The sequence below is a fragment of the Streptococcus oralis genome (genome assembly GCF_003943415.1).
Taxonomy (GTDB): Bacteria; Bacillota; Bacilli; order Lactobacillales; family Streptococcaceae; genus Streptococcus; species Streptococcus oralis_BJ.
On the sequence record NZ_RJPK01000005.1, the window covers coordinates 115,189 to 133,385 of the forward strand.

15 protein-coding genes are annotated in these 18,197 nt (G+C 41.6%); 4 read left to right on the plus strand and 11 right to left on the minus strand.

The window, feature by feature from the left end:
• Positions 1 to 7: 7 nt before the first annotated feature.
• Genes D8801_RS07555 through D8801_RS07565 form a run of 3 tightly spaced genes read right to left on the minus strand, consistent with a single transcriptional unit; the run spans position 8 to position 2,227 of the window.
• Entirely contained in the window at positions 8 to 730 is a 723-nt protein-coding gene (locus D8801_RS07555) for a lantibiotic ABC transporter permease (protein ID WP_038806420.1), read from the minus strand.
• Positions 730 to 1,518 carry a lantibiotic ABC transporter permease gene (locus tag D8801_RS07560; protein WP_125848969.1) on the minus strand — a complete coding sequence of 263 codons (789 nt, stop codon included), beginning with the start codon at positions 1,516 to 1,518 and terminating at the stop codon, positions 730 to 732. The genes D8801_RS07555 and D8801_RS07560 overlap by 1 nt, the downstream gene beginning before the upstream one ends.
• A gap of 1 nt (position 1,519) precedes the next feature.
• Positions 1,520 to 2,227: an ABC transporter ATP-binding protein gene (locus tag D8801_RS07565; RefSeq protein ID WP_084945598.1), complete on the minus strand. Its 708-nt coding sequence runs from the start codon at positions 2,225 to 2,227 to the stop codon at positions 1,520 to 1,522.
• Positions 2,228 to 2,512: 285 nt separating this feature from the next.
• Between D8801_RS07565 and D8801_RS07570 the strand changes: the two genes are divergently transcribed.
• Positions 2,513 to 2,995 carry an S-ribosylhomocysteine lyase gene (locus tag D8801_RS07570; protein ID WP_000032557.1) on the plus strand — a complete coding sequence of 161 codons (483 nt, stop codon included), beginning with the start codon at positions 2,513 to 2,515 and terminating at the stop codon, positions 2,993 to 2,995.
• Positions 2,996 to 3,052: 57 nt separating this feature from the next.
• Here D8801_RS07570 and D8801_RS07575 read toward each other — a convergent pair whose 3' ends face one another.
• On the minus strand, positions 3,053 to 5,158 hold the full coding sequence (locus D8801_RS07575; RefSeq protein WP_125848971.1) for an ATP-dependent Clp protease ATP-binding subunit: 2,106 nt from the start codon (positions 5,156 to 5,158) through the stop codon (positions 3,053 to 3,055).
• A 416-nt stretch (positions 5,159 to 5,574) separates the two neighbouring features.
• Positions 5,575 to 7,890 carry a formate C-acetyltransferase gene (gene pflB / locus D8801_RS07580; RefSeq protein WP_125849019.1) on the minus strand — a complete coding sequence of 772 codons (2,316 nt, stop codon included), beginning with the start codon at positions 7,888 to 7,890 and terminating at the stop codon, positions 5,575 to 5,577.
• Between the two features lie 236 nt (positions 7,891 to 8,126).
• On the opposite strand from pflB, the gene dinB reads away from it, so the two are divergent.
• Positions 8,127 to 9,188 carry a DNA polymerase IV gene (gene dinB / locus D8801_RS07585; protein ID WP_125848973.1) on the plus strand — a complete coding sequence of 354 codons (1,062 nt, stop codon included), beginning with the start codon at positions 8,127 to 8,129 and terminating at the stop codon, positions 9,186 to 9,188.
• A 33-nt stretch (positions 9,189 to 9,221) separates the two neighbouring features.
• On the opposite strand, the gene D8801_RS07590 is transcribed toward dinB, so the two are convergent.
• Together D8801_RS07590 and D8801_RS07595 are read right to left on the minus strand one after the other, a co-directional pair.
• Positions 9,222 to 10,067 (minus strand): undecaprenyl-diphosphate phosphatase, encoded by an 846-nt coding sequence (locus D8801_RS07590; RefSeq protein ID WP_125848975.1) that lies wholly within the window; start codon positions 10,065 to 10,067, stop codon positions 9,222 to 9,224.
• 60 nt (positions 10,068 to 10,127) lie between these two features.
• Positions 10,128 to 12,017 carry a DUF2207 domain-containing protein gene (locus D8801_RS07595; protein ID WP_125848977.1) on the minus strand — a complete coding sequence of 630 codons (1,890 nt, stop codon included), beginning with the start codon at positions 12,015 to 12,017 and terminating at the stop codon, positions 10,128 to 10,130.
• A gap of 133 nt (positions 12,018 to 12,150) precedes the next feature.
• Between D8801_RS07595 and D8801_RS07600 the strand changes: the two genes are divergently transcribed.
• Positions 12,151 to 13,713 (plus strand): ABC transporter substrate-binding protein/permease, encoded by a 1,563-nt coding sequence (locus D8801_RS07600; protein WP_125848979.1) that lies wholly within the window; start codon positions 12,151 to 12,153, stop codon positions 13,711 to 13,713.
• A complete protein-coding gene (locus D8801_RS07605; RefSeq protein WP_084971849.1) occupies positions 13,713 to 14,453 on the plus strand; it encodes an amino acid ABC transporter ATP-binding protein in 741 nt (246 codons plus the stop codon). Before D8801_RS07600 ends, D8801_RS07605 begins: the two co-directional genes overlap by 1 nt.
• Positions 14,454 to 14,546: 93 nt before the next feature.
• On the opposite strand, the gene D8801_RS07610 is transcribed toward D8801_RS07605, so the two are convergent.
• The 4 genes from D8801_RS07610 to ilvC form a co-directional block, all read right to left on the minus strand.
• The gene (locus D8801_RS07610) at positions 14,547 to 14,762 is read right to left on the minus strand and encodes a capsule biosynthesis transcriptional regulator (protein WP_001130035.1); all 216 of its coding nucleotides are present in this window, start codon (positions 14,760 to 14,762) and stop codon (positions 14,547 to 14,549) included.
• A 100-nt stretch (positions 14,763 to 14,862) separates the two neighbouring features.
• On the minus strand, positions 14,863 to 15,759 hold the full coding sequence (locus tag D8801_RS07615; protein WP_061454016.1) for an SPFH domain-containing protein: 897 nt from the start codon (positions 15,757 to 15,759) through the stop codon (positions 14,863 to 14,865).
• Between the two features lie 77 nt (positions 15,760 to 15,836).
• Positions 15,837 to 17,087, minus strand: coding sequence for a threonine ammonia-lyase IlvA (gene ilvA, locus D8801_RS07620; RefSeq protein ID WP_125848981.1), 1,251 nt, complete (start codon positions 17,085 to 17,087; stop codon positions 15,837 to 15,839).
• Between the two features lie 78 nt (positions 17,088 to 17,165).
• The gene (gene ilvC / locus D8801_RS07625; protein ID WP_000290685.1) at positions 17,166 to 18,188 is read right to left on the minus strand and encodes a ketol-acid reductoisomerase; all 1,023 of its coding nucleotides are present in this window, start codon (positions 18,186 to 18,188) and stop codon (positions 17,166 to 17,168) included.
• Positions 18,189 to 18,197: the final 9 nt, after the last annotated feature.

Sequence of the window (18,197 nt, forward strand, 5' to 3'; positions counted from 1 at the left end):
CATACCTCTAGCGAACATCTCGTTTCAAGGTTAAGAATATAGCAGAGCTCCAAACTAAAGCTAACCAGAACAGCTGTATTCCCAACCCTGATAGATCTATTGACTGCTGAAGCCCTTCATACTCAAAAAGATTTAGCGTAGCCAGATCAGGCAGGTATTTTGCTTCCTTGATAAAAGTTGCCAATAAACGACTGAGACCAATCAAGAGAGGAAAGAGCACCGACACCGGCACAATCCAAGATTGAAATAGCAAAGCGAGACCGGCAGCTAAAAAAGCCAGAAAAATATTGCTGAGAAGACCAAAAGAGCTGTAATAGAGGAATTTCCCCAGTAAGGACCAGCTAAAGTCCAGGTCAAATCGAGCCAGCATAACAAAGAAACAGCTACTTATAATGACACTATAGAGAACCAAGAGCAGCAAGACTAGAAAAAGGATTTTCCCAGCCAACCAAGCCTTTCTATTTGATACGGTTAGAAAATTCGTTCGCATCCCTGACTTGACAAACTCCTGGGCAAAATAGAGCGAAGTAAAGATGACGATGACAGGCTGCGCCAGATAGAGGGCATGCAAAGCCTCGCTCAGAGCCTTCGTCTGGCCAACTGCTGTCTGACTGTAGTCAAGATTCATTAGAAAAAATGGAACAGCTACCAGAGCCACCAAGGCTGCACCAAGAGCGAGATAGTGAGAACGGAACTTAATCCATTCACTTTTAAGCAGAGCTATTATCATCAGTATCGCCCTCCTAAATCCGTCTTCAAAAAGCGCAGAGAAGTCATGCCGCCGATGACTAGTAACCATGCACCAAGTATCAACAGTCCTTGTGAGGGATTGTTGGCGTATTGGGAAGTCGGCGTTGCAGCAAACAACTCTCCTGCTGGCTGTGGCAGATAAGCTCCCCAACTCGTGTGAGCTGCCAGGTAGTTTCCCAGATTATAGATCTGTGGCACGAGAAAAAGCAGAGGAACTAGCATGGTCCGAGCCAACAAACCTAACAAAAACGAAAGGATTCCCAATAAGGTCAGAGATAAGATTTTCCACAAAATCAGACTCCAAGCTGCCTGATTGAGTAGAATCGGATCAAGTCCTTCCTTTCCTAAAGCCAGATGCATGACCATATAACTAAAGTAGATCGATAAGAAGCTAACGACAAGAGAAAAGCAAGCTAGGGTCATGAGTTTCCCCACAAGCAACTTCAGGCGGTTATTACAGGTCAAAAGGCTGGTTCTCAAGCTATGAGACTGAAATTCCATAGCCCCCAAAATTCCAGCTAAGATAACCAAAACCATGCCCGCCATAGAAGCCCCATTGAGGCCTAGATATTCCAACGGGTCAATGGCTTCTGCCAGACCGGGAACCGTCTCAGGGGTGGCATCCAAGCCAATAGATAAATACTGTCTGCCCTCCAGCCAAGATACGGCAGGCACCAATAGCAGCATGAAGGCCACACTCACTCTGAAAGCCTTGGTTGAGCAAATTTTCAACCATTCTGAATGCAATAAGGACATCGTTTCTTTCATTTTAAACCTCCTCTGTCAAATCAAAGAAGAGATCTTCTAGACTGTCTGAATCTTGCAGCACCTCTTCCAATCGTCCCTGCTCAATAATTCGCCCATGATGAATCAAGACTACATCATCTGTCACCATTTGCACCTCTGACAGGATGTGGGAGGATAGAAGTACCGTTTTCCCTAAATCAGCCTGCTGACGGATGAACTTTCTAAACCACTTGATCCCACTTGGATCCAGTCCATTGGTCGGCTCATCTAATATAAGAAACTGAGGATCACCCAGCAAAGCTGCGGCCAGACCCAGCCGCTGACCTTCCCCCAGAGACAGGCTTGACAAGAGGTCCTTCCTCTTATGAGCAATTCCTGTCATCTCCAAAACCTCATCAATCCGAGACTTGGGAATAGCATTACTCGCTGCAATAATCCTCAAGTGGTCATAAACCTTTCGATTTGGCAAACCGCCAATGCCGTCAAAGGCTGCACCTACCGTTCTGAGCGGATAAGTCATTGACTGATAGGTTTGCCCATCAAAAGTCGCCGTCCCTGCTGTCGCCCGATCTAACCCCAACAAAATCCTCAAGGTCGAACTTTTCCCTGCACCATTTGGACCCAGAAAAGCTGTAATCCGACCGCTTCTAGCTGTAAAAGAAATATCTTCCAAAATCTGCTTACTGCCATGCTTTTTGCAGACTCCTTCTATTTTCACCATATGTTCCATACTGAACTCCTTTATCTTTATTTTCTCCAGTATACCCAATCTAGTTCAGAATTAGTTCAGAGATCGAGCAAAAATTCTAAAAGTTGATCCCACCTTTCAAAAGTCGCTCTAGCTTCATTAGAAAGAACTCAGTTTTTCTTTTCCTTTACCCCATTCTTTCTTTATAATCCTGAGGGTTTTGTATGGAGACTTTGTTATAACGCTAGTCTCAAAAAGTCATTTATTAAACTCCATCAAGAGCAGGCTTTATGATATAATGAAAGAAGAAAACTGAAAGGAACGACTATGTCAAAAGAAGTTATTGTTGAAAGTTTTGAACTTGACCACACCATTGTCAAAGCACCCTATGTTCGCTTGATTGGGGAAGAAACTGGACCAAAGGGAGATGTCATCTCCAATTTTGATATTCGTTTGGTGCAACCAAATGAAGACTCTATCCCTACCGCTGGCCTTCACACTATCGAGCACCTCTTGGCCAAACTCATCCGTACCCGCATTGACGGCATGATTGACTGTTCACCATTTGGTTGCCGGACAGGCTTCCACATGATTATGTGGGGACGTCACACCAGCGCTGAGATTGCAGCTGTTATCAAGGATTCGCTCAAGGAAATTGCTGAAACCACTACTTGGGAAGATGTCCCTGGAACAACCATCGAATCTTGCGGAAACTACAAGGACCACAGCCTCTTTTCTGCTAAAGAATGGGCGAAACTCATCCTGGAACAAGGAATTTCAGATGATGCCTTTGAGCGTCATGTCATCTAAACAAATAAAGGAACCAGCTTATTAGCTAGTTCCTTATTTTTTTCTCAAAATCTTAAGTTAGGCTTTTTCACGAATGACCAAGACACCATCTTCCATATCTGCTTCCAGATGTTTAGCATCTAGATGATCCAAGTGGAAGTCCGTCACCTTATCACGAATTTGTTGTTCCACCACGCGACGGAGTGGACGAACACCCATGACTTCGTCATAGCCTTCTTCTGTGATAAAGTCCTTAGCTGCTTGGCTGACTTCCAAATCAATGTCTTTCTTAGCCAAGGTTTGGTTGACTTCAGCCAACATCAAGTCCACAATCTTAGAAAGATCTTCCTTATTCAAGTGTGAGAACTCGATAACTGCATTAAAGCGGTTCAGGAATTCTGGACGGAAGAATGGTTTCAAGCGATCCATCAATTCTGGTTTATCCGCATCTTCTGTCAAGTTGGCTTCATAACCAAATCCAGCATTTGATGTTGCGATAATGACAGTGTTTTTAAAGTTCACGGTATTTCCTTGGCCATCTGTCAAACGACCATCATCTAGGACTTGGAGGAGAAGAGTAATTACTTGAGGATCTGCCTTTTCAATTTCGTCCAAGAGAATGATAGAGTAAGGATTGCGACGAACTCGTTCTGTCAAGGTATTGCTGTTGTCATCATATCCTACATAACCGGCTGTTGTACCGATTAGCTTAGATACAGCTGTGCGGTCACTGTATTCAGACATATCCAAACGAATGATAGCATCCTTGGTTCCAAACATATCGAGCGCCAATTGCTTAGCAAGCTCCGTCTTCCCGACACCAGTAGGACCTACGAAGAGGAAGCTACCGATTGGGCGATTGCCTTCATCAAAACCAGCACGGTTACGACGAATAGCACGAGCCACTGCTTCTACTGCCTTATCTTGACCGATTACCTTGTGTTCCAAGCGATGAGCCATATCTTTCAAACGTTCGATGTCTGACGCTCCCATTTGTGACACTGGGATACCTGTCATTCGTTCCACAGATTCAGCCACATCATTGACAGTGGCAGTTACTTTCATGTCTTCTGTATGGTTTTCGACTTTTTTCTCTAATTCAGCAATACGTGTCTTGGCATTGAGAGCTGCTTCAAAATCTTCCGCCTCAACTGCTTTTTCTTGCTTGTCTTTTTCTGCCTCAATTTCACGTTCAACAGCATGCACATCTGTTACAGGATGTTGAGCTGCCAAGTGAGCTGCCGTTACATCGACAAGGTCGATAGCCTTATCTGGCAAGCTGCGTTGTGGAATGTATTGGATAGAATAATCCACTGCTGCTTTCAAGACTTCGTCTGGCAAGATAACATTGTGATGTTGTTGATAGAGGTCACGAATTCCTTGAAGGATTTTAAAGGTATCCTCTGCTGAAGGAGCATTGACCTTCACTTCGTTGAAACGACGAGCAAGAGCTGCATTTTTCAAGATGGTGTTACGGTATTCGTCTTGAGTCGTTGCCCCAATCACTGTCAACTCACCACGAGAGAGAGCTGGCTTGAGAATGTCCGCAAGCCCTTTAGATCCACTGTCTCCACCAGTGCTACCAGCGCCAAGGATTTGGTGAATTTCATCAAAGAAGAGGATAATATTGCCTGCTTCTTTCACTTCGTTGACTAGGTTTTGAACGTTTTCTTCAAAGCTACCACGGTATTGAGTACCAGCCTCAAGACCTGAAATATCAATGGAAATGATTTCCTTGTTTTTAATAGCAGCTGGAACGTCTCCATTCACAATTGCTTGTGCTAGACCTTCGACAACGGCTGTCTTACCAACACCTGCATCTCCAACCAGAACTGGATTGTTCTTGGTACGACGTGAGAGGATTTCAGATGTTTCTTGAATTTCCTTGTTTCGCCCGATAACAGGATCCAACTTGCCCTCGCGAGCTTCCGCTGTCAAGTTACGACCTAGTTCAGCAAGGACACCGTCTTGTTTCATACCTGAAGCATGTTGTTGCATTTGCGCATCAGATTCTGCACTTCCTGGCAATTGCCCAGTTGCACGATAATGAGCAAATTCCTCAGGTGTCACTTCGCGTCCATTAATCAAGTAGCGACGGTTTTCAGAACTATATCCTCGCATACCACCCATCAATTGGTTAAATAAATCATCCATGTTGTTAAAGTTATTAAAGTTGTTGTTCATATTCTTTACCTCATTTATTGTTAATTAATTGCGATCTCTGATATTGACTATCTTTGACCTTTGTTTTAAAAATTTTAGACTAGCTAACTAGCTACCCTACGTATAATTTCTGGTTTTTCTTTTTTAAATAAGCCTTCTATCATCTTCTTTTCAAAATCTGTTAGATTTAACATAGGCCTCACCCCTTTCTAGGGTATCTATCGTACATTTTCAAGAAATAGAATCATTGAAAATGAAGTTTTCTAAGGAATTCATTTTCCTTATGTTTCTACTATATCACATTAGTCAGTAAAAGTCAACACTTTTTGACCAAATTTGACTATTTTTTAAAAAATTTTTGAGGTCTTGAATAGATAATGTAAGTGCACAAAAAAGCCAGTCATATCGACTGGCTTTCTTTCTATTCTAATTGAATATTAGCTCAATGCATCATCCATTGAAAGAACTTCGTGGAAGACACGTTGTGTCAATTCAGTTTTTTGTTCTGGTGTGAGGTATTTAGTGTTTACACAGTATCCAGAGATACGAACGATAACATCTTCACCTGACATGATCTTTTCGTAAACATCGTTCAAGTCCATAACGTTCAAGTTAACGTGTTGTCCACCGTTTTCGAAGTAACCATCAAGGATTGTTACCAAGTTATCCACTTGTTCGTCACGAGTCTTACCAAGAGCACGAGGTGAAACTTGAGTTGTCAATGAAATACCGTCAGCTGCGTAACTAAAGTCAAGGCTAGCAAGTGAGTTCAAGTTTTGCAACCATCCACCTTTAGCTTTGTTAGATGGGTTAGCACCTGGTGAGAAGAATTCAAGTTTAGACAAGTTTACAGAACCATCTTCGTTGAGGTATACACCTTTGTGGACTGGTGAATTACCAGTTTGTTTAGAGTAAGCAACGTTAGATGTGATTGTCAAAAGTGATACTGTAGCTTCTGCGTCTTTGTATAGTTTGTGGCTACGTAGACGAGTTGTGTAAGCTTCGATCAACCATTCTGCCAATTCGTTTGAACGAGGGTCATCTTCACCCCAACGTGGGTATTCACCGATTGTTTCATAATCGTAGATGTAGCCATTTTCATCACGGATTGGTTTAACTGTAGCGTACTTGATAGCTGACAATGTATCAACAGTGTTAGCAAATCCACAGATACCGAATCCCATGTTAGCACGTTGTTTAGTTGGCAAGAAGGCCATTTGAACAGCTTCGTAGTTGTACTTGTCAGTCATGTAGTGGATGATATTCAAAGCATCTACGTAAGTGTCAGTCAACCAGTCAAGAGATTTTTCAAAGTTCGCTTTAACTGATTCGAATTCAAGAACCTCGTCACGAATAGGATCGATGTCAAATACTTTGTAGTCTTTGTGAACATCGTCATAACCACCATTCAAACCAGTGAGAAGAGCTTTAAGAACGTTTACACGAGCACCGAAGTACTGGATGTTGTGGCGTTGATCTTCGTTTTCTGGGTCAAGCGGTGACACACAGCATGAGATACAGCTCATTTCACCATATCCATCTTTAGCCATTGTTGTTACACCTTCGTATTGGATAGAAGAGTGTTTGTGGCTCATATGCATACAGTAGCGACGGAAGTTGTATGGCAATTTGTCAGTCCAAAGAACTGTCAAGTTTGGCTCTGGAGAGTTACCGATATTGTCAAGAGTGTTCAAGAAACGGTAGTCCATCTTAGTAACACGGTGACGACCGTCATTACCCATACCAGCCATAGAAGTTGTGATGAAGGTTGGGTCACCTGAGTACAATTGGTCATAAGCTTTTGTACGAGCAAATTTAACTGTACGAAGTTTCATAACGAAATCATCAACGAATTCTTGGATTTCTGATTCAGTAAATGTACCACGAGCAAGGTCACGTTCTGCAAAGATATCAAGTACGATTGGCACACGTCCTAGAGATGTTGCAGCACCGTTGATAACACGGCAGACAGCCATGAAAGCGATGTTAACCCATTGGATTGCTTCTTTCGTGTTCATCGCTGGTTTGCGGACATCAACTCCGTAAAGGTCTCCCAAGCGAACAACTTGTTGCAATGCTTGGTATTGAAGGTTTACTTCTTCACGAAGACGGATTGTTTCTTCATCAATTTCTTTAATTGCATTCCAATCGTTTACTTTTTCTTGCATCAAGTAGTCTGCACCGTAAAGAGCAAGACGTGCGTAAACACCAATGATACGCCCACGTGAGTAGGCATCTGGAAGACCAGTTACAGTGTGAGCATGACGAGCGCGACGGATGTTTGAAGTGTAGGCACGAAAGATACCATCGTTAACTGTTGTTACGTATTTAGTAAAGATTTCGTGAACAGCTGGATCTGGTTCGTATCCATTTTCTTTCAAAGTAGTTTCAGCCATACGGATACCACCTTTTGGCATGAAGTTCAATTTGAAGAGTTCATCGTTTTGGATACCAAAGATCAATTCGTTTTCTTTGTCGATAAATCCAGCAGGAATATCAGCAATAGATGTTGGACGAGTGTCCATTGGGAAACGAGTTTCTTCGTAGTGTGCTTTTGTTTCTTCTACGATTTTTTTGATGTGAAGTGAACGTTCTGTTGGTCCAGCAAGGAAACTTTCATCTCCATCGTAAGGTGTGTAGTTGGCTTGAACGAAGCGAGAGATACTTGCTTTTTCTTTCCAATCTACGCCTTTGAAGCCTTCCCAAGCTTTATCAAAAATATCTTGTGCTTCAACAACTGTCTTAACAACCATGTTAATGTCCTCATTTTTCTTTCTAGTAACAGTCATCTGTTACATTCATGAGACCAGTATACCATACAGTAACCGATTTCAACAAGCGAAAAAAGGCTTTTTTATCACTTTCTTTTCTAATACAGTCTGTTTATCGGCGCAATCTGTATTATATATTTGAAAGAATGAGTACTCTTTTCCATTTTTTCAGAAAAAAAGGTATAATGAATAAAAAATGACATTAGAAAGGAAGCAAAATGCTCATATTTCCATTGATTAATGATTTGTCCAGAAAAATCATCCATATCGACATGGATGCCTTTTTTGCTGCGGTGGAAATAAGAGACAATCCTAAGTTAAAAGGAAAACCTGTCATCATTGGGAGCGATCCCAGACAAACAGGCGGACGGGGAGTTGTGTCTACTTGTAGCTACGAGGCACGAGCCTTTGGCATTCACTCTGCCATGAGTTCTAAAGAAGCTTATGAGCGTTGTCCTCAAGCCGTCTTTATCTCGGGAAATTATGAAAAATACAAAACTGTGGGACTTGAGATCCGAGCTATTTTTAAACGTTACACCGACCTGATTGAACCTATGAGTATTGACGAAGCCTACTTGGATGTGACGGAAAATAAACTCGGTATCAAGTCAGCTGTCAAAATAGCTCGTCTCATTCAACAAGATATCTGGCAGGAGCTGCACCTTACCGCTTCAGCCGGTGTGTCTTATAACAAATTCTTAGCTAAAATGGCCAGCGATTATCAAAAGCCACATGGTTTGACAGTTATCCTCCCTGACCAAGCCCAAGAATTTCTCAAACAAATGGATATTGCTAAATTTCATGGAGTGGGCAAGAAAACAGTGGAAAGGCTTCATGAAATGGGTATTTATACTGGCGCAGACTTATTAGACGTTTCTGAAGTCACTTTAATCGATCGGTTTGGCAGACTCGGTTTTGACCTTTATCGAAAGGCTCGTGGAATTCACAATTCTCCAGTCAAGTCCAATCGCATTCGTAAGTCCATCGGCAAGGAGAAAACCTATGGTAAGATTCTCCAGGCTGAAGAGGACATCAAAAAAGAGCTGACTCTCCTATCTGAAAAAGTAGCTCACAATCTCAGCAAACAAGACAAAGCTGGAAAAATCATTATCCTAAAGATTCGTTACGCTGACTTCTCCACTCTAACTAGGCGGAAAAGCCTCTCACAAGCAACACAGGACGCTAGTCAGATTTCTCAAACCGCCCTTCAACTTTACGAAGAACTAGCTGAAAAAGAGAAAGGCGTTCGTTTACTAGGAATTACAGTGACAGGATTTTAAAAAGCTTGAAGGAAAATTCCCTCAAGCTTTTTCTTATACAAATAAACGCACAAAACTATAGAGCAACAAGACACTACCGAGTACGATACGGTATTTACCAAAGAGTGTAAAGTCGTGCTTCTTCACATAGCTAGTCAAGAAACGAATAGCAACCATGCTGACCGCGAAGGCAACACCCATAGCGACCAAAAGCAAGAATAGTTGACCAAAACTCAAGAGTTGACCTGCTTTAATAAATTTGAAAATCTTTAAAGCACTGGCTCCGAACATAACAGGAATTCCGAGATAGAAGGTAAACTCTGTTACGACAGAGCGGCTTGTACCATTCAACAAACCACCAACGATAGTGGCACCAGAACGGCTTGTACCTGGGAAAAGGGCGAGGACTTGGAAAAGTCCGATGTAAAGAGCTGTTTTATAAGGCAACTTGTCTAGCTCTGTTACTGTTGGTTTAATGGCTTGCGCCTTATTTCTTTTTTCAAGATAGATAAAGGCAACACCGTAGATAATCAACATGATCGCAACTGAAACCATGTTATGGAAGTTGGTATCAAACCAATCATCCAACTTAAAGACCAATAGCAAAGGCAAGGTTGCAACGAGAACTTTTGACCACAATTGCCAAGTTCGACGAACTTCGACCTTATCCTTTGTTGGTTTAAAAGGATTGAGCTTGTTAAAGTAAATCACCATAACGGCTAAAATAGCACCAAGCTGAATGACAACATTAAACATGGACATAAAGGCTTCATTTTGGTCCTTGTATTGGACAAATTCTTCCACCAAGATCAAGTGTCCTGTACTTGAAATGGGCAACCATTCTGTAATTCCTTCAACAATCCCAAAAAAGATTGACTTCAAAATTTCAATAAAATACATACATTACTCCTTTTTCTGTCCTCTATTATAGCATAATTTCGGATGTTGTGATAGATTTTTCTAGAAGGCGCCAATGCTACCACCGCCTCCACCTCCTGAGAATCCTCCACCTGAAGAACCACTTCCAGAAGAGACAGAGTAGGTACTTGCTGTATTTGCAATACTAGCATAGTGACTCATTTGAGCAGTTGAATGATAAAACATACTGTGCCAGCCATAAGCTACGTAAAGATTGATATCTGGGTTCTCAACTTGAATCTGATAAGATTTCATCAAATGACTCACCTTGTCCGCATAACCAAATAAAGTAGCATAGACAAGGAGGCGATTCCAAAGAACAATACTCTCTAATTCTACCTTGTCTAGGTGGGCGATATCGCGAAGCATGTTTTCAAAACTAGTCCAGAGATAGTATGCTTCTAGCCCTTCTTCGTTTAAAACACCATCACGAGTATCAAATCGGGTCGTCCAATAATAGACGGCAGCTAACAGCAAGCCTGCAAATCCAAGGATAAGAAGTGGCAGAGAAAGATACCCGTGAGCATCCAAACTGTACAAGAACCAGCCAAAACCAACGAAAGCAGGTAAAATCGTAAAGACACCTATCGTCAATCTCAGGATTTTTTCTCCATTACTCAGTGAACGATAATAAGCTGGAAGTTGCAAAGAGGATACCCGCTTTCTCACCCCATCCTGCATCTGCTTCAGAGCTTGCTCGAAAGAAGACTTAAGCTTACGTCCTGTTTTCTGAATCCTTTTTTCATCAGCTGCTTTTGCACCTTGGTAAAGACTAGTTGACACTTGGTAATCTGCAAACAAATCTGAAACAAGCACTTCTTCTCTTCCTGAAAAGGCCAAATTAAGGCAATCCTTTTCGAAACTTGCCAATCCTTTTTCTTTTACGACTTTTAAACGAACCTCATCTCCATTTGAGATGATCGAAACATTTCCACGGTCAATCACATCCAACAAGGTTGCCTGAACGAGTTGGTCAAAGGTGAACTTCCCTCCTCCCTTGGTCAAGGGGCTGACTTCCTCTAAAGAAGTGGAGTAAACAGCTTCCGATAAAACCATCGGTTCTAAGTCCATTGGCGGTTCATAGAGACGGTGATTTTTGGCATATTTCTTCGATGGAGAGGTTTTTCTTCTGTAAATGCAGTAGAAAATAACACTAAAGACTAAAGAAAGCGAGAGTAGCAAAGGGATGACCCACGTAACCAGAGCTTTGCTCTGAGCTTTTTCAGCAGTAATGGATTCCTCTATTTTTTCAAATTCTGCTAAACGATTGCCCTTCAATCCCTGATCCAAAGCAGTTTCAAAATCTTTTCTAGGCCAATGGGCATGCAATTCAACCCCACGCTGACGAGGTAGGTTCTGCAAATGAACACGATAATCACCACCTGTCTTCTCTACCTTGCCCTCTGTAAAGAGTTTCCCTGTATGAAAGAAAAGTTTTTCAGCTCTATTAAAGCCCGTTACCCGAAACTCAAAATTTTCGATAGGTTCTGAACTATCCGTCAGGGGCTGCCAATTAAGTTCCGCGATATCATCATATAGAAATAGGAGATTTTTTAGTTGCCATGTGATTACCACTTCAACGGTATCCCCCCTTTGGCCTGGATTATACACTTTTACAGTATAACCTTCCGATTCTTCTATCACTTCACTATTGACATTTTCAATGGCAGCAGCATTTTTCCATACCTGAATCTTCGGACTGGAATCTATTTCAAAGCCCTTTGGCATCTTACCAGCATGGCCAAGTCCTACTAGTTGTCCATTAAAGTCTTCATCAAAATAGTAGACTACTTTCTCCCTAAATTCTGCTGTATTATCTGCATGAATATACAAATCACCTTGATAAGAGCGAATCTTGAAATCAACCGCAAAAACAGAGAGTGGTAAAATACAAAACAAGCTAAATAAAAGCAAGAAAAAAGTCTTTTTCACAACACAATCCCCCTTTTTATCTTTGCTATCATTATATCATTTTTTATAAGTAAAGGCTTACTTGTATTGAAAATCTCACCATTTTTAGATACAATAGAGAGAAGTCATTTTTAGACTAGAAATAGGAGAAAACATGAAAAAATTATGCTTATCTATCCTTGCTAGCCTAGCCCTTACCTTAGGACTAGTTAGCCAAGTCCAAGCCGACGAATATTTACGCATCGGGATGGAGGCAGCTTACGCTCCCTTCAACTGGACCCAAGACGACGATAGTAACGGCGCCGTCAAAATCGACGGTACCAATCAATATGCCAACGGCTATGATGTTCAAATCGCTAAAAAAATTGCCAAAGATCTAGGTAAGGAACCTTTGGTCGTAAAAACAAAGTGGGAAGGACTTGTTCCAGCCCTTACTTCTGGCAAAATCGATATGATCATTGCTGGTATGAGCCCAACCGCTGAACGTAAACAAGAAATTGCCTTTTCAAACAGTTACTATACTAGCGAACCGGTTCTATTAGTAAAAAAGGACTCTGCCTACGCGAATGCCAAATCTTTGGAAGATTTTAGCGGAGCAAAAATCACTTCTCAACAAGGTGTTTACCTTTATGATTTGATTTCTCAAATTCCAGGTGCCAAAAAAGAAACAGCTATGGGCGACTTCGCTCAAATGCGCCAAGCACTTGAAGCAGGTGTCATCGACGCCTATGTTTCAGAACGCCCTGAAGCCCTGACCGCTGAATCTGCCAACTCCAAATTCAAGATGGTCCAGCTTGACAAAGGCTTTGAAACAGGAGAAGAAGACACTGCTATTGCAATTGGTCTTCGCAAGGACGATAGTCGTATCAGTCAAATCAATGCTAGCATCGAAACCATTTCCAAGGACGAACAAGTAGCTCTCATGGATCGGATGATTAAAGAGCAACCAGTGGAGGCGACAACAACGGAGGAAGAAAGCAGCTTCTTTAGTCAAGTCGCTAAGATTCTTTCTGAGAACTGGCAACAACTCTTGCGTGGTGCTGGTATCACACTCTTGATCTCCATTATCGGGACCATCGCAGGGCTCATTATCGGTCTTGCCATTGGTGTCTTCCGTACTGCTCCTCTCTCGGAAAACAAGGCCATCTATGGCTTGCAAAAACTACTTGGCTGGATCCTTAATGTCTATATTGAAATTTTCCGTGGTACGCCTATGATCGTTCAATCGATGGTTATCTACTACGGTACAGCACAAGCCTTTGGAATCAATCTCGATCGTACACTTGCAGCCATCTTCATCGTTTCAATCAACACTGGTGCCTATATGACAGAAATCGTCCGTGGCGGTATCCTAGCAGTTGATAAGGGACAGTTTGAAGCCGCAACTGCTCTTGGTATGACCCATAATCAAACCATGCGCAAGGTTGTCCTCCCTCAGGTCGTTCGCAATATCTTACCTGCTACTGGTAATGAGTTTGTCATCAATATCAAGGATACGTCTGTACTGAATGTTATCTCTGTTGTGGAACTCTACTTCTCTGGAAATACCGTGGCCACCCAAACTTATCAATACTTCCAGACATTTACAATCATCGCCGTGATTTACTTTGTCCTCACCTTCACAGTGACCCGTATTCTCCGCTTCATCGAAAGACGCATGGACATGGATACCTACACTACAGGTGCTAATCAAATGCAAACGGAGGACTTTAAATAATGAATCAACCCATTCTTGAAATTAAACACCTCAAAAAATCCTATGGACAAAACGAAGTCTTAAAAGACATTTCTCTGTCAGTTCACAAAGGAGAGGTTATCTCCATCATCGGGAGCTCAGGAAGCGGAAAATCAACCTTCCTACGTTCGATCAATCTGCTTGAAACACCTACTGAAGGGGAAATTCTCTACCGAGGAGAAAACGTCCTTGCAAAAGGCTATGACCTTACTCACTATCGTGAAAAACTCGGTATGGTTTTTCAATCCTTCAACCTCTTTGAAAACCTTGATGTTCTCGAAAACACTATTGTCGCCCAAACGACTGTCCTCAAAAGAGAACGCTCTGAAGCTGAAAAAATTGCCAAAGAAAATCTTGAAAAAGTTGGCATGGGAGAACGCTACTGGCAAGCCAAACCAAAACAACTCTCTGGTGGCCAGAAGCAACGTGTAGCCATCGCTCGCGCCCTCTCCATGAATCCTGATGCCATCCTCTTTGACGAACCAACATCTGCCCTTGACCCTGAAATGGTAGGTGAAGTCCTCAAAATCATGCAAGACCTAGCTCAAGAAGGCCTGACTATGATCGTCGTCACCCACGAAATGGAGTTCGCCCGCGATGTCTCTCACCGTGTCATCTTTATGGATAAGGGCGTCATCGCTGAAGAAGGCAATCCCGAAGACCTCTTCACCAATCCAAAAGAAGAGCGAACAAAAGAGTTTCTTCAGCGCTATCTCAAATAACAAACAAAGACTGCATAAAATATGTAGTCTTTTTACTAACTCTTTGCAAAACAAAAGGCAGATTCATCTTAAGAATCTGCCTTTAAGCCTAGTTTAATCTTCAAATTTTTCATGATTCTTGTCATAAAAATCAATCAAACCTAGGGCTGTTTCAAATGAAATATTTTTCACTTTTGCACGACCTTGTGCCAAAGCAATAATTGACATTTCACGTGCATTTGTTTCCTTAGAGATACGGTAACCTGTGATTTTCTTATCACGAACCCAGCCAACAACTGATTCTACTTTTTCAAAGTTTGACTTAGCCATGTTCTTCTCCTATTTTATTCTTTACGATAATGAAGTATATCCATTCTTTTAGGATTATCCAAAAAACATCTACTTATTGAAAACAAATAATGAATTGTTATTACTTAGCTTTTAAAGCTGATAATATGCTTGTTCGTATATCTTCAACTCCATCAGGATTTGCTGGTAGGAAGATGGTGTTATTGCCCTTATTGTCGGCGAAATTATTCAAAGTATCCAAATACTGATTTGTTAATAGAATGGACATAATCTGGGCTTCCGTGAGTTCAACATTGGCTCCTTTTAATTCTTGAATAGAATCAGCAAGTCCGTCAACAATAGCCTTACGCTGTTCTGCAATCCCTACACCGTGTAGGCGATCTTTTTCTGCCTCTGCTTCCGCCGCTGTCACGATTTTAATCTTATCTGCTTCTGCAAGTTCTTGCGCAGCGACTCTCTTACGTTGGGCAGCATTGATTTCATTCATTGATTGTTTCACTTCAGCGTCAGGCTCAACCTTCGTAATCAGTGTTTTTACAATGATGTAACCATATGTAGACATTTCTTCTGCTACTTGTTTTTGAACTTCTAATGCGATTTCATCTTTTTTCTCAAATAGTTCATCCAAGGTTAATTTCGGCACAGACGAACGCAAGGCATCTTCAATATAGGATTTGATTTGAGCTTCTGGTCTCATTAGTTTATAGTAAGCATCTGTGACATTGTTCTCATTCACTCGATACTGAGTCGCCACATTCATGGTCACAAATACATTATCTTGTGTTTTTGTTTCCACGACAATCTCACTTTGCAATAGGCGCAATTGCACTCTGGCCGCAATTCTATCAATTCCAAAAGGTGCTCGTACATGAATACCACTATTACTCAACTTTTGGTATTTACCAAAACGCTCGATAATAGCGACAGACTGTTGCCTTACAACATATACAGAGCTGATAATAATCATTGATGCAATCAGCACTAGAAAAAATAGAACAAGTAAAACATGTAAAACCATGGGAATCCCCCCCTTTCGTCACCATCATTATAGCATCATTATAGGAAATTGGCAAATAATATGATAGCAAATTTATTTTAGACTAGCATATTATACAAAGTCTCATTACCATTCAAATTAATATAAGATGGGTCAAACTTTTCCATCCGATGAATCAAGCCAGCATAATCATGCTTATCAGCAAGAGCAATCCCAATCAAGACCGGCCCTGTCCCCTTGCTAGCACGTTTGATATACTCAAAACGAGTGATGTCATCATATGGTCCCAAGATGTCATTTACAAACTCACGAAGAGCCCCTGGACGTTGTGGGAAGTTTACGACAAAATAATGCTTGATGCCATCGTAAATCAAGGCACGTTCTTCCATTTCTGGCATACGGTTAATATCGTTATTTCCCCCAGAAATGATGCAGCAAATTGTCTTGCCTTTGATATAATCTGATAAAACTTCCAAGGCTGCAATGCTGGCCGCTCCAGCAGGTTCGGCGACAATTCCTTGCTTAGAATAAAGATCAATCAAGGTCTCAGAAATCAAGCCTTCATCTACTCCAATAAGAGTTTCAACATTCTGACGAGTTGCTTCATAAGTCAACTGCCCAACTTTCTGCACTGCTATTCCATCAGCAAATTTGTCAATTTCTTTGAGTTTAACTGGTCCTCCAGCTTCAAAGGCTGCCTTCATCGAACGGGCACCATTGGCTTCTACACCAATTACTTCGATAGCGGGATTTGTTTCTTTGATGTAAGTTGAAACCCCTGCAATCAGTCCGCCACCACCTACCGGCACTAGTACTGTATCAAAATCAATAGACTCTTTACGGGCTTCTTCAAGAATTTCATAGGCTACAGTCCCTTGACCAGCTTGAACATGGACATCATCAAAAGGATCGATGAAGGTTCTATTTTCTGAAACGGTGAATTCTTGGGCCGCCTTAGCGGAAGCATCAAAGGTATCCCCAACCAACTTGATGGTAACGAAATCTCCACCAAAGAAACGAACCTGCCCAATCTTTTGTTGAGGCGTTGTGATTGGCATAAAAATTGTCGCAGGAATCTTCATCTCCTTACAAGTGTAAGCGACACCTTGAGCGTGATTTCCCGCAGAGGCACAGACTACACCACGCTCACGTTCATCTTTCGTTAACTGAGAAATGGCATAATAAGCTCCACGAATTTTAAAAGAACGAACTCGTTGCGCATTTTCCTTTTTCAGATAAATCTTAGCTCCATACTTTTCTGATAAATAATGATCATATTCCAGTGGTGTATTCACTACTACACCACTTAAAACTTTGTGGGCTTTCACCACATCTTTTGCACTTAGCATGTCTCCTCCTCAAATACTTTACAAGGTAAAAAGCGAGTTAGGTACCCCCCAACTCGCCTTCTGTTTTTATTCTAAGAATTAGTTATAGATTTTGAAAGCATCGTCGTCGTTTTTACCAACGAATGGCATTGCTTTACGTAGTTCTGCACCAACTTTTTCAATTTCAAGGTTAGCTGCTTGTTCACGGTAAGCAGTCAATTTTGGACGTCCCGCTTTATAGTCATTTACAAAGTCATTTGCAAATGTACCATTTTGGATGTCTGCAAGAACTGCTTTCATGTTTTCTTTAACTTGCTCAGTAATCACACGTGGGCCTGATACATAGTCACCGTACTCAGCAGTATTTGAAATAGATTGACGCATTTTCTTGAATCCACCTTCATAGATCAAGTCAACGATCAATTTCATTTCATGAAGAACTTCAAAGTAAGCCAATTCTGGGGCATAGCCTGCTTCTGTCAAGACTTCAAAACCTGCTTCGATAAGGGCAGTCAAACCACCACAAAGTACAGCTTGTTCACCAAACAAATCTTCTTCAGTTTCTTCTTTATAAGTTGTTTCAAGCAAACCTACACGAGCTGCTCCAACACCTTTACACCAGTCCATAGCAATATTTTTCGCATTTCCTGTAGCGTCTTGGTAGACTGCATAAAGAGCCGGAACACCAAATCCTTCTTCATAAGTACGACGTACCAAGTGTCCTGGCCCTTTAGGAGCACACATGAAGACATCGACATCTGCAGGAACTTTGATAAATTCAAAGTGAATGTTGAAACCATGAGCAAATCCAACTGCATTTCCAGCTTCCAAGTTTGGAGCGATTTCTGCTTCGTACAATTCTTGTTGAATTTCGTCTGGTGCCAAGATCATGATAACGTCAGCCAATTTAGTTGCTTCTGCTACTGTGTAAGTATCAAATCCGTCTTCTTTTGCTTTGTCAAAAGATTTACCTGGACGCACACCGATGATGACATCACGACCTGAATCGCGCAAGTTTTGCGCATGCGCATGTCCTTGTGAACCATAACCGATTACGGCGATTTTTTTACCGTCAAGCGCTGCTACTTTAACATCTTTTTCGTATTCCATTTGAACTGCCATAGTTTTTCT

Excerpts from the sequence above, each read along its gene's own strand:
- D8801_RS07590 (WP_125848975.1), bottom strand. The coding sequence starts at position 10,067 with ATGTATTTTATTGAAATTTTGAAGTCAATCTTTTTTGGGATTGTTGAA.
- D8801_RS07615 (WP_061454016.1), bottom strand. The coding sequence starts at position 15,759 with ATGGTTTTACATGTTTTACTTGTTCTATTTTTTCTAGTGCTGATTGCA.
- pflB (WP_125849019.1), bottom strand. The coding sequence starts at position 7,890 with ATGGTTGTTAAGACAGTTGTTGAAGCACAAGATATTTTTGATAAAGCT.
- D8801_RS07555 (WP_038806420.1), bottom strand. The coding sequence starts at position 730 with ATGATAATAGCTCTGCTTAAAAGTGAATGGATTAAGTTCCGTTCTCAC.
- D8801_RS07605 (WP_084971849.1), top strand. The coding sequence starts at position 13,713 with ATGAATCAACCCATTCTTGAAATTAAACACCTCAAAAAATCCTATGGA.
- ilvC (WP_000290685.1), bottom strand. The coding sequence starts at position 18,188 with ATGGCAGTTCAAATGGAATACGAAAAAGATGTTAAAGTAGCAGCGCTT.
- D8801_RS07570 (WP_000032557.1), top strand. The coding sequence starts at position 2,513 with ATGTCAAAAGAAGTTATTGTTGAAAGTTTTGAACTTGACCACACCATT.
- D8801_RS07575 (WP_125848971.1), bottom strand. The coding sequence starts at position 5,158 with ATGAACAACAACTTTAATAACTTTAACAACATGGATGATTTATTTAAC.
- D8801_RS07610 (WP_001130035.1), bottom strand. The coding sequence starts at position 14,762 with ATGGCTAAGTCAAACTTTGAAAAAGTAGAATCAGTTGTTGGCTGGGTT.
- dinB (WP_125848973.1), top strand. The coding sequence starts at position 8,127 with ATGCTCATATTTCCATTGATTAATGATTTGTCCAGAAAAATCATCCAT.
- D8801_RS07565 (WP_084945598.1), bottom strand. The coding sequence starts at position 2,227 with ATGGAACATATGGTGAAAATAGAAGGAGTCTGCAAAAAGCATGGCAGT.
- D8801_RS07600 (WP_125848979.1), top strand. The coding sequence starts at position 12,151 with ATGAAAAAATTATGCTTATCTATCCTTGCTAGCCTAGCCCTTACCTTA.
- ilvA (WP_125848981.1), bottom strand. The coding sequence starts at position 17,087 with ATGCTAAGTGCAAAAGATGTGGTGAAAGCCCACAAAGTTTTAAGTGGT.
- D8801_RS07560 (WP_125848969.1), bottom strand. The coding sequence starts at position 1,518 with ATGAAAGAAACGATGTCCTTATTGCATTCAGAATGGTTGAAAATTTGC.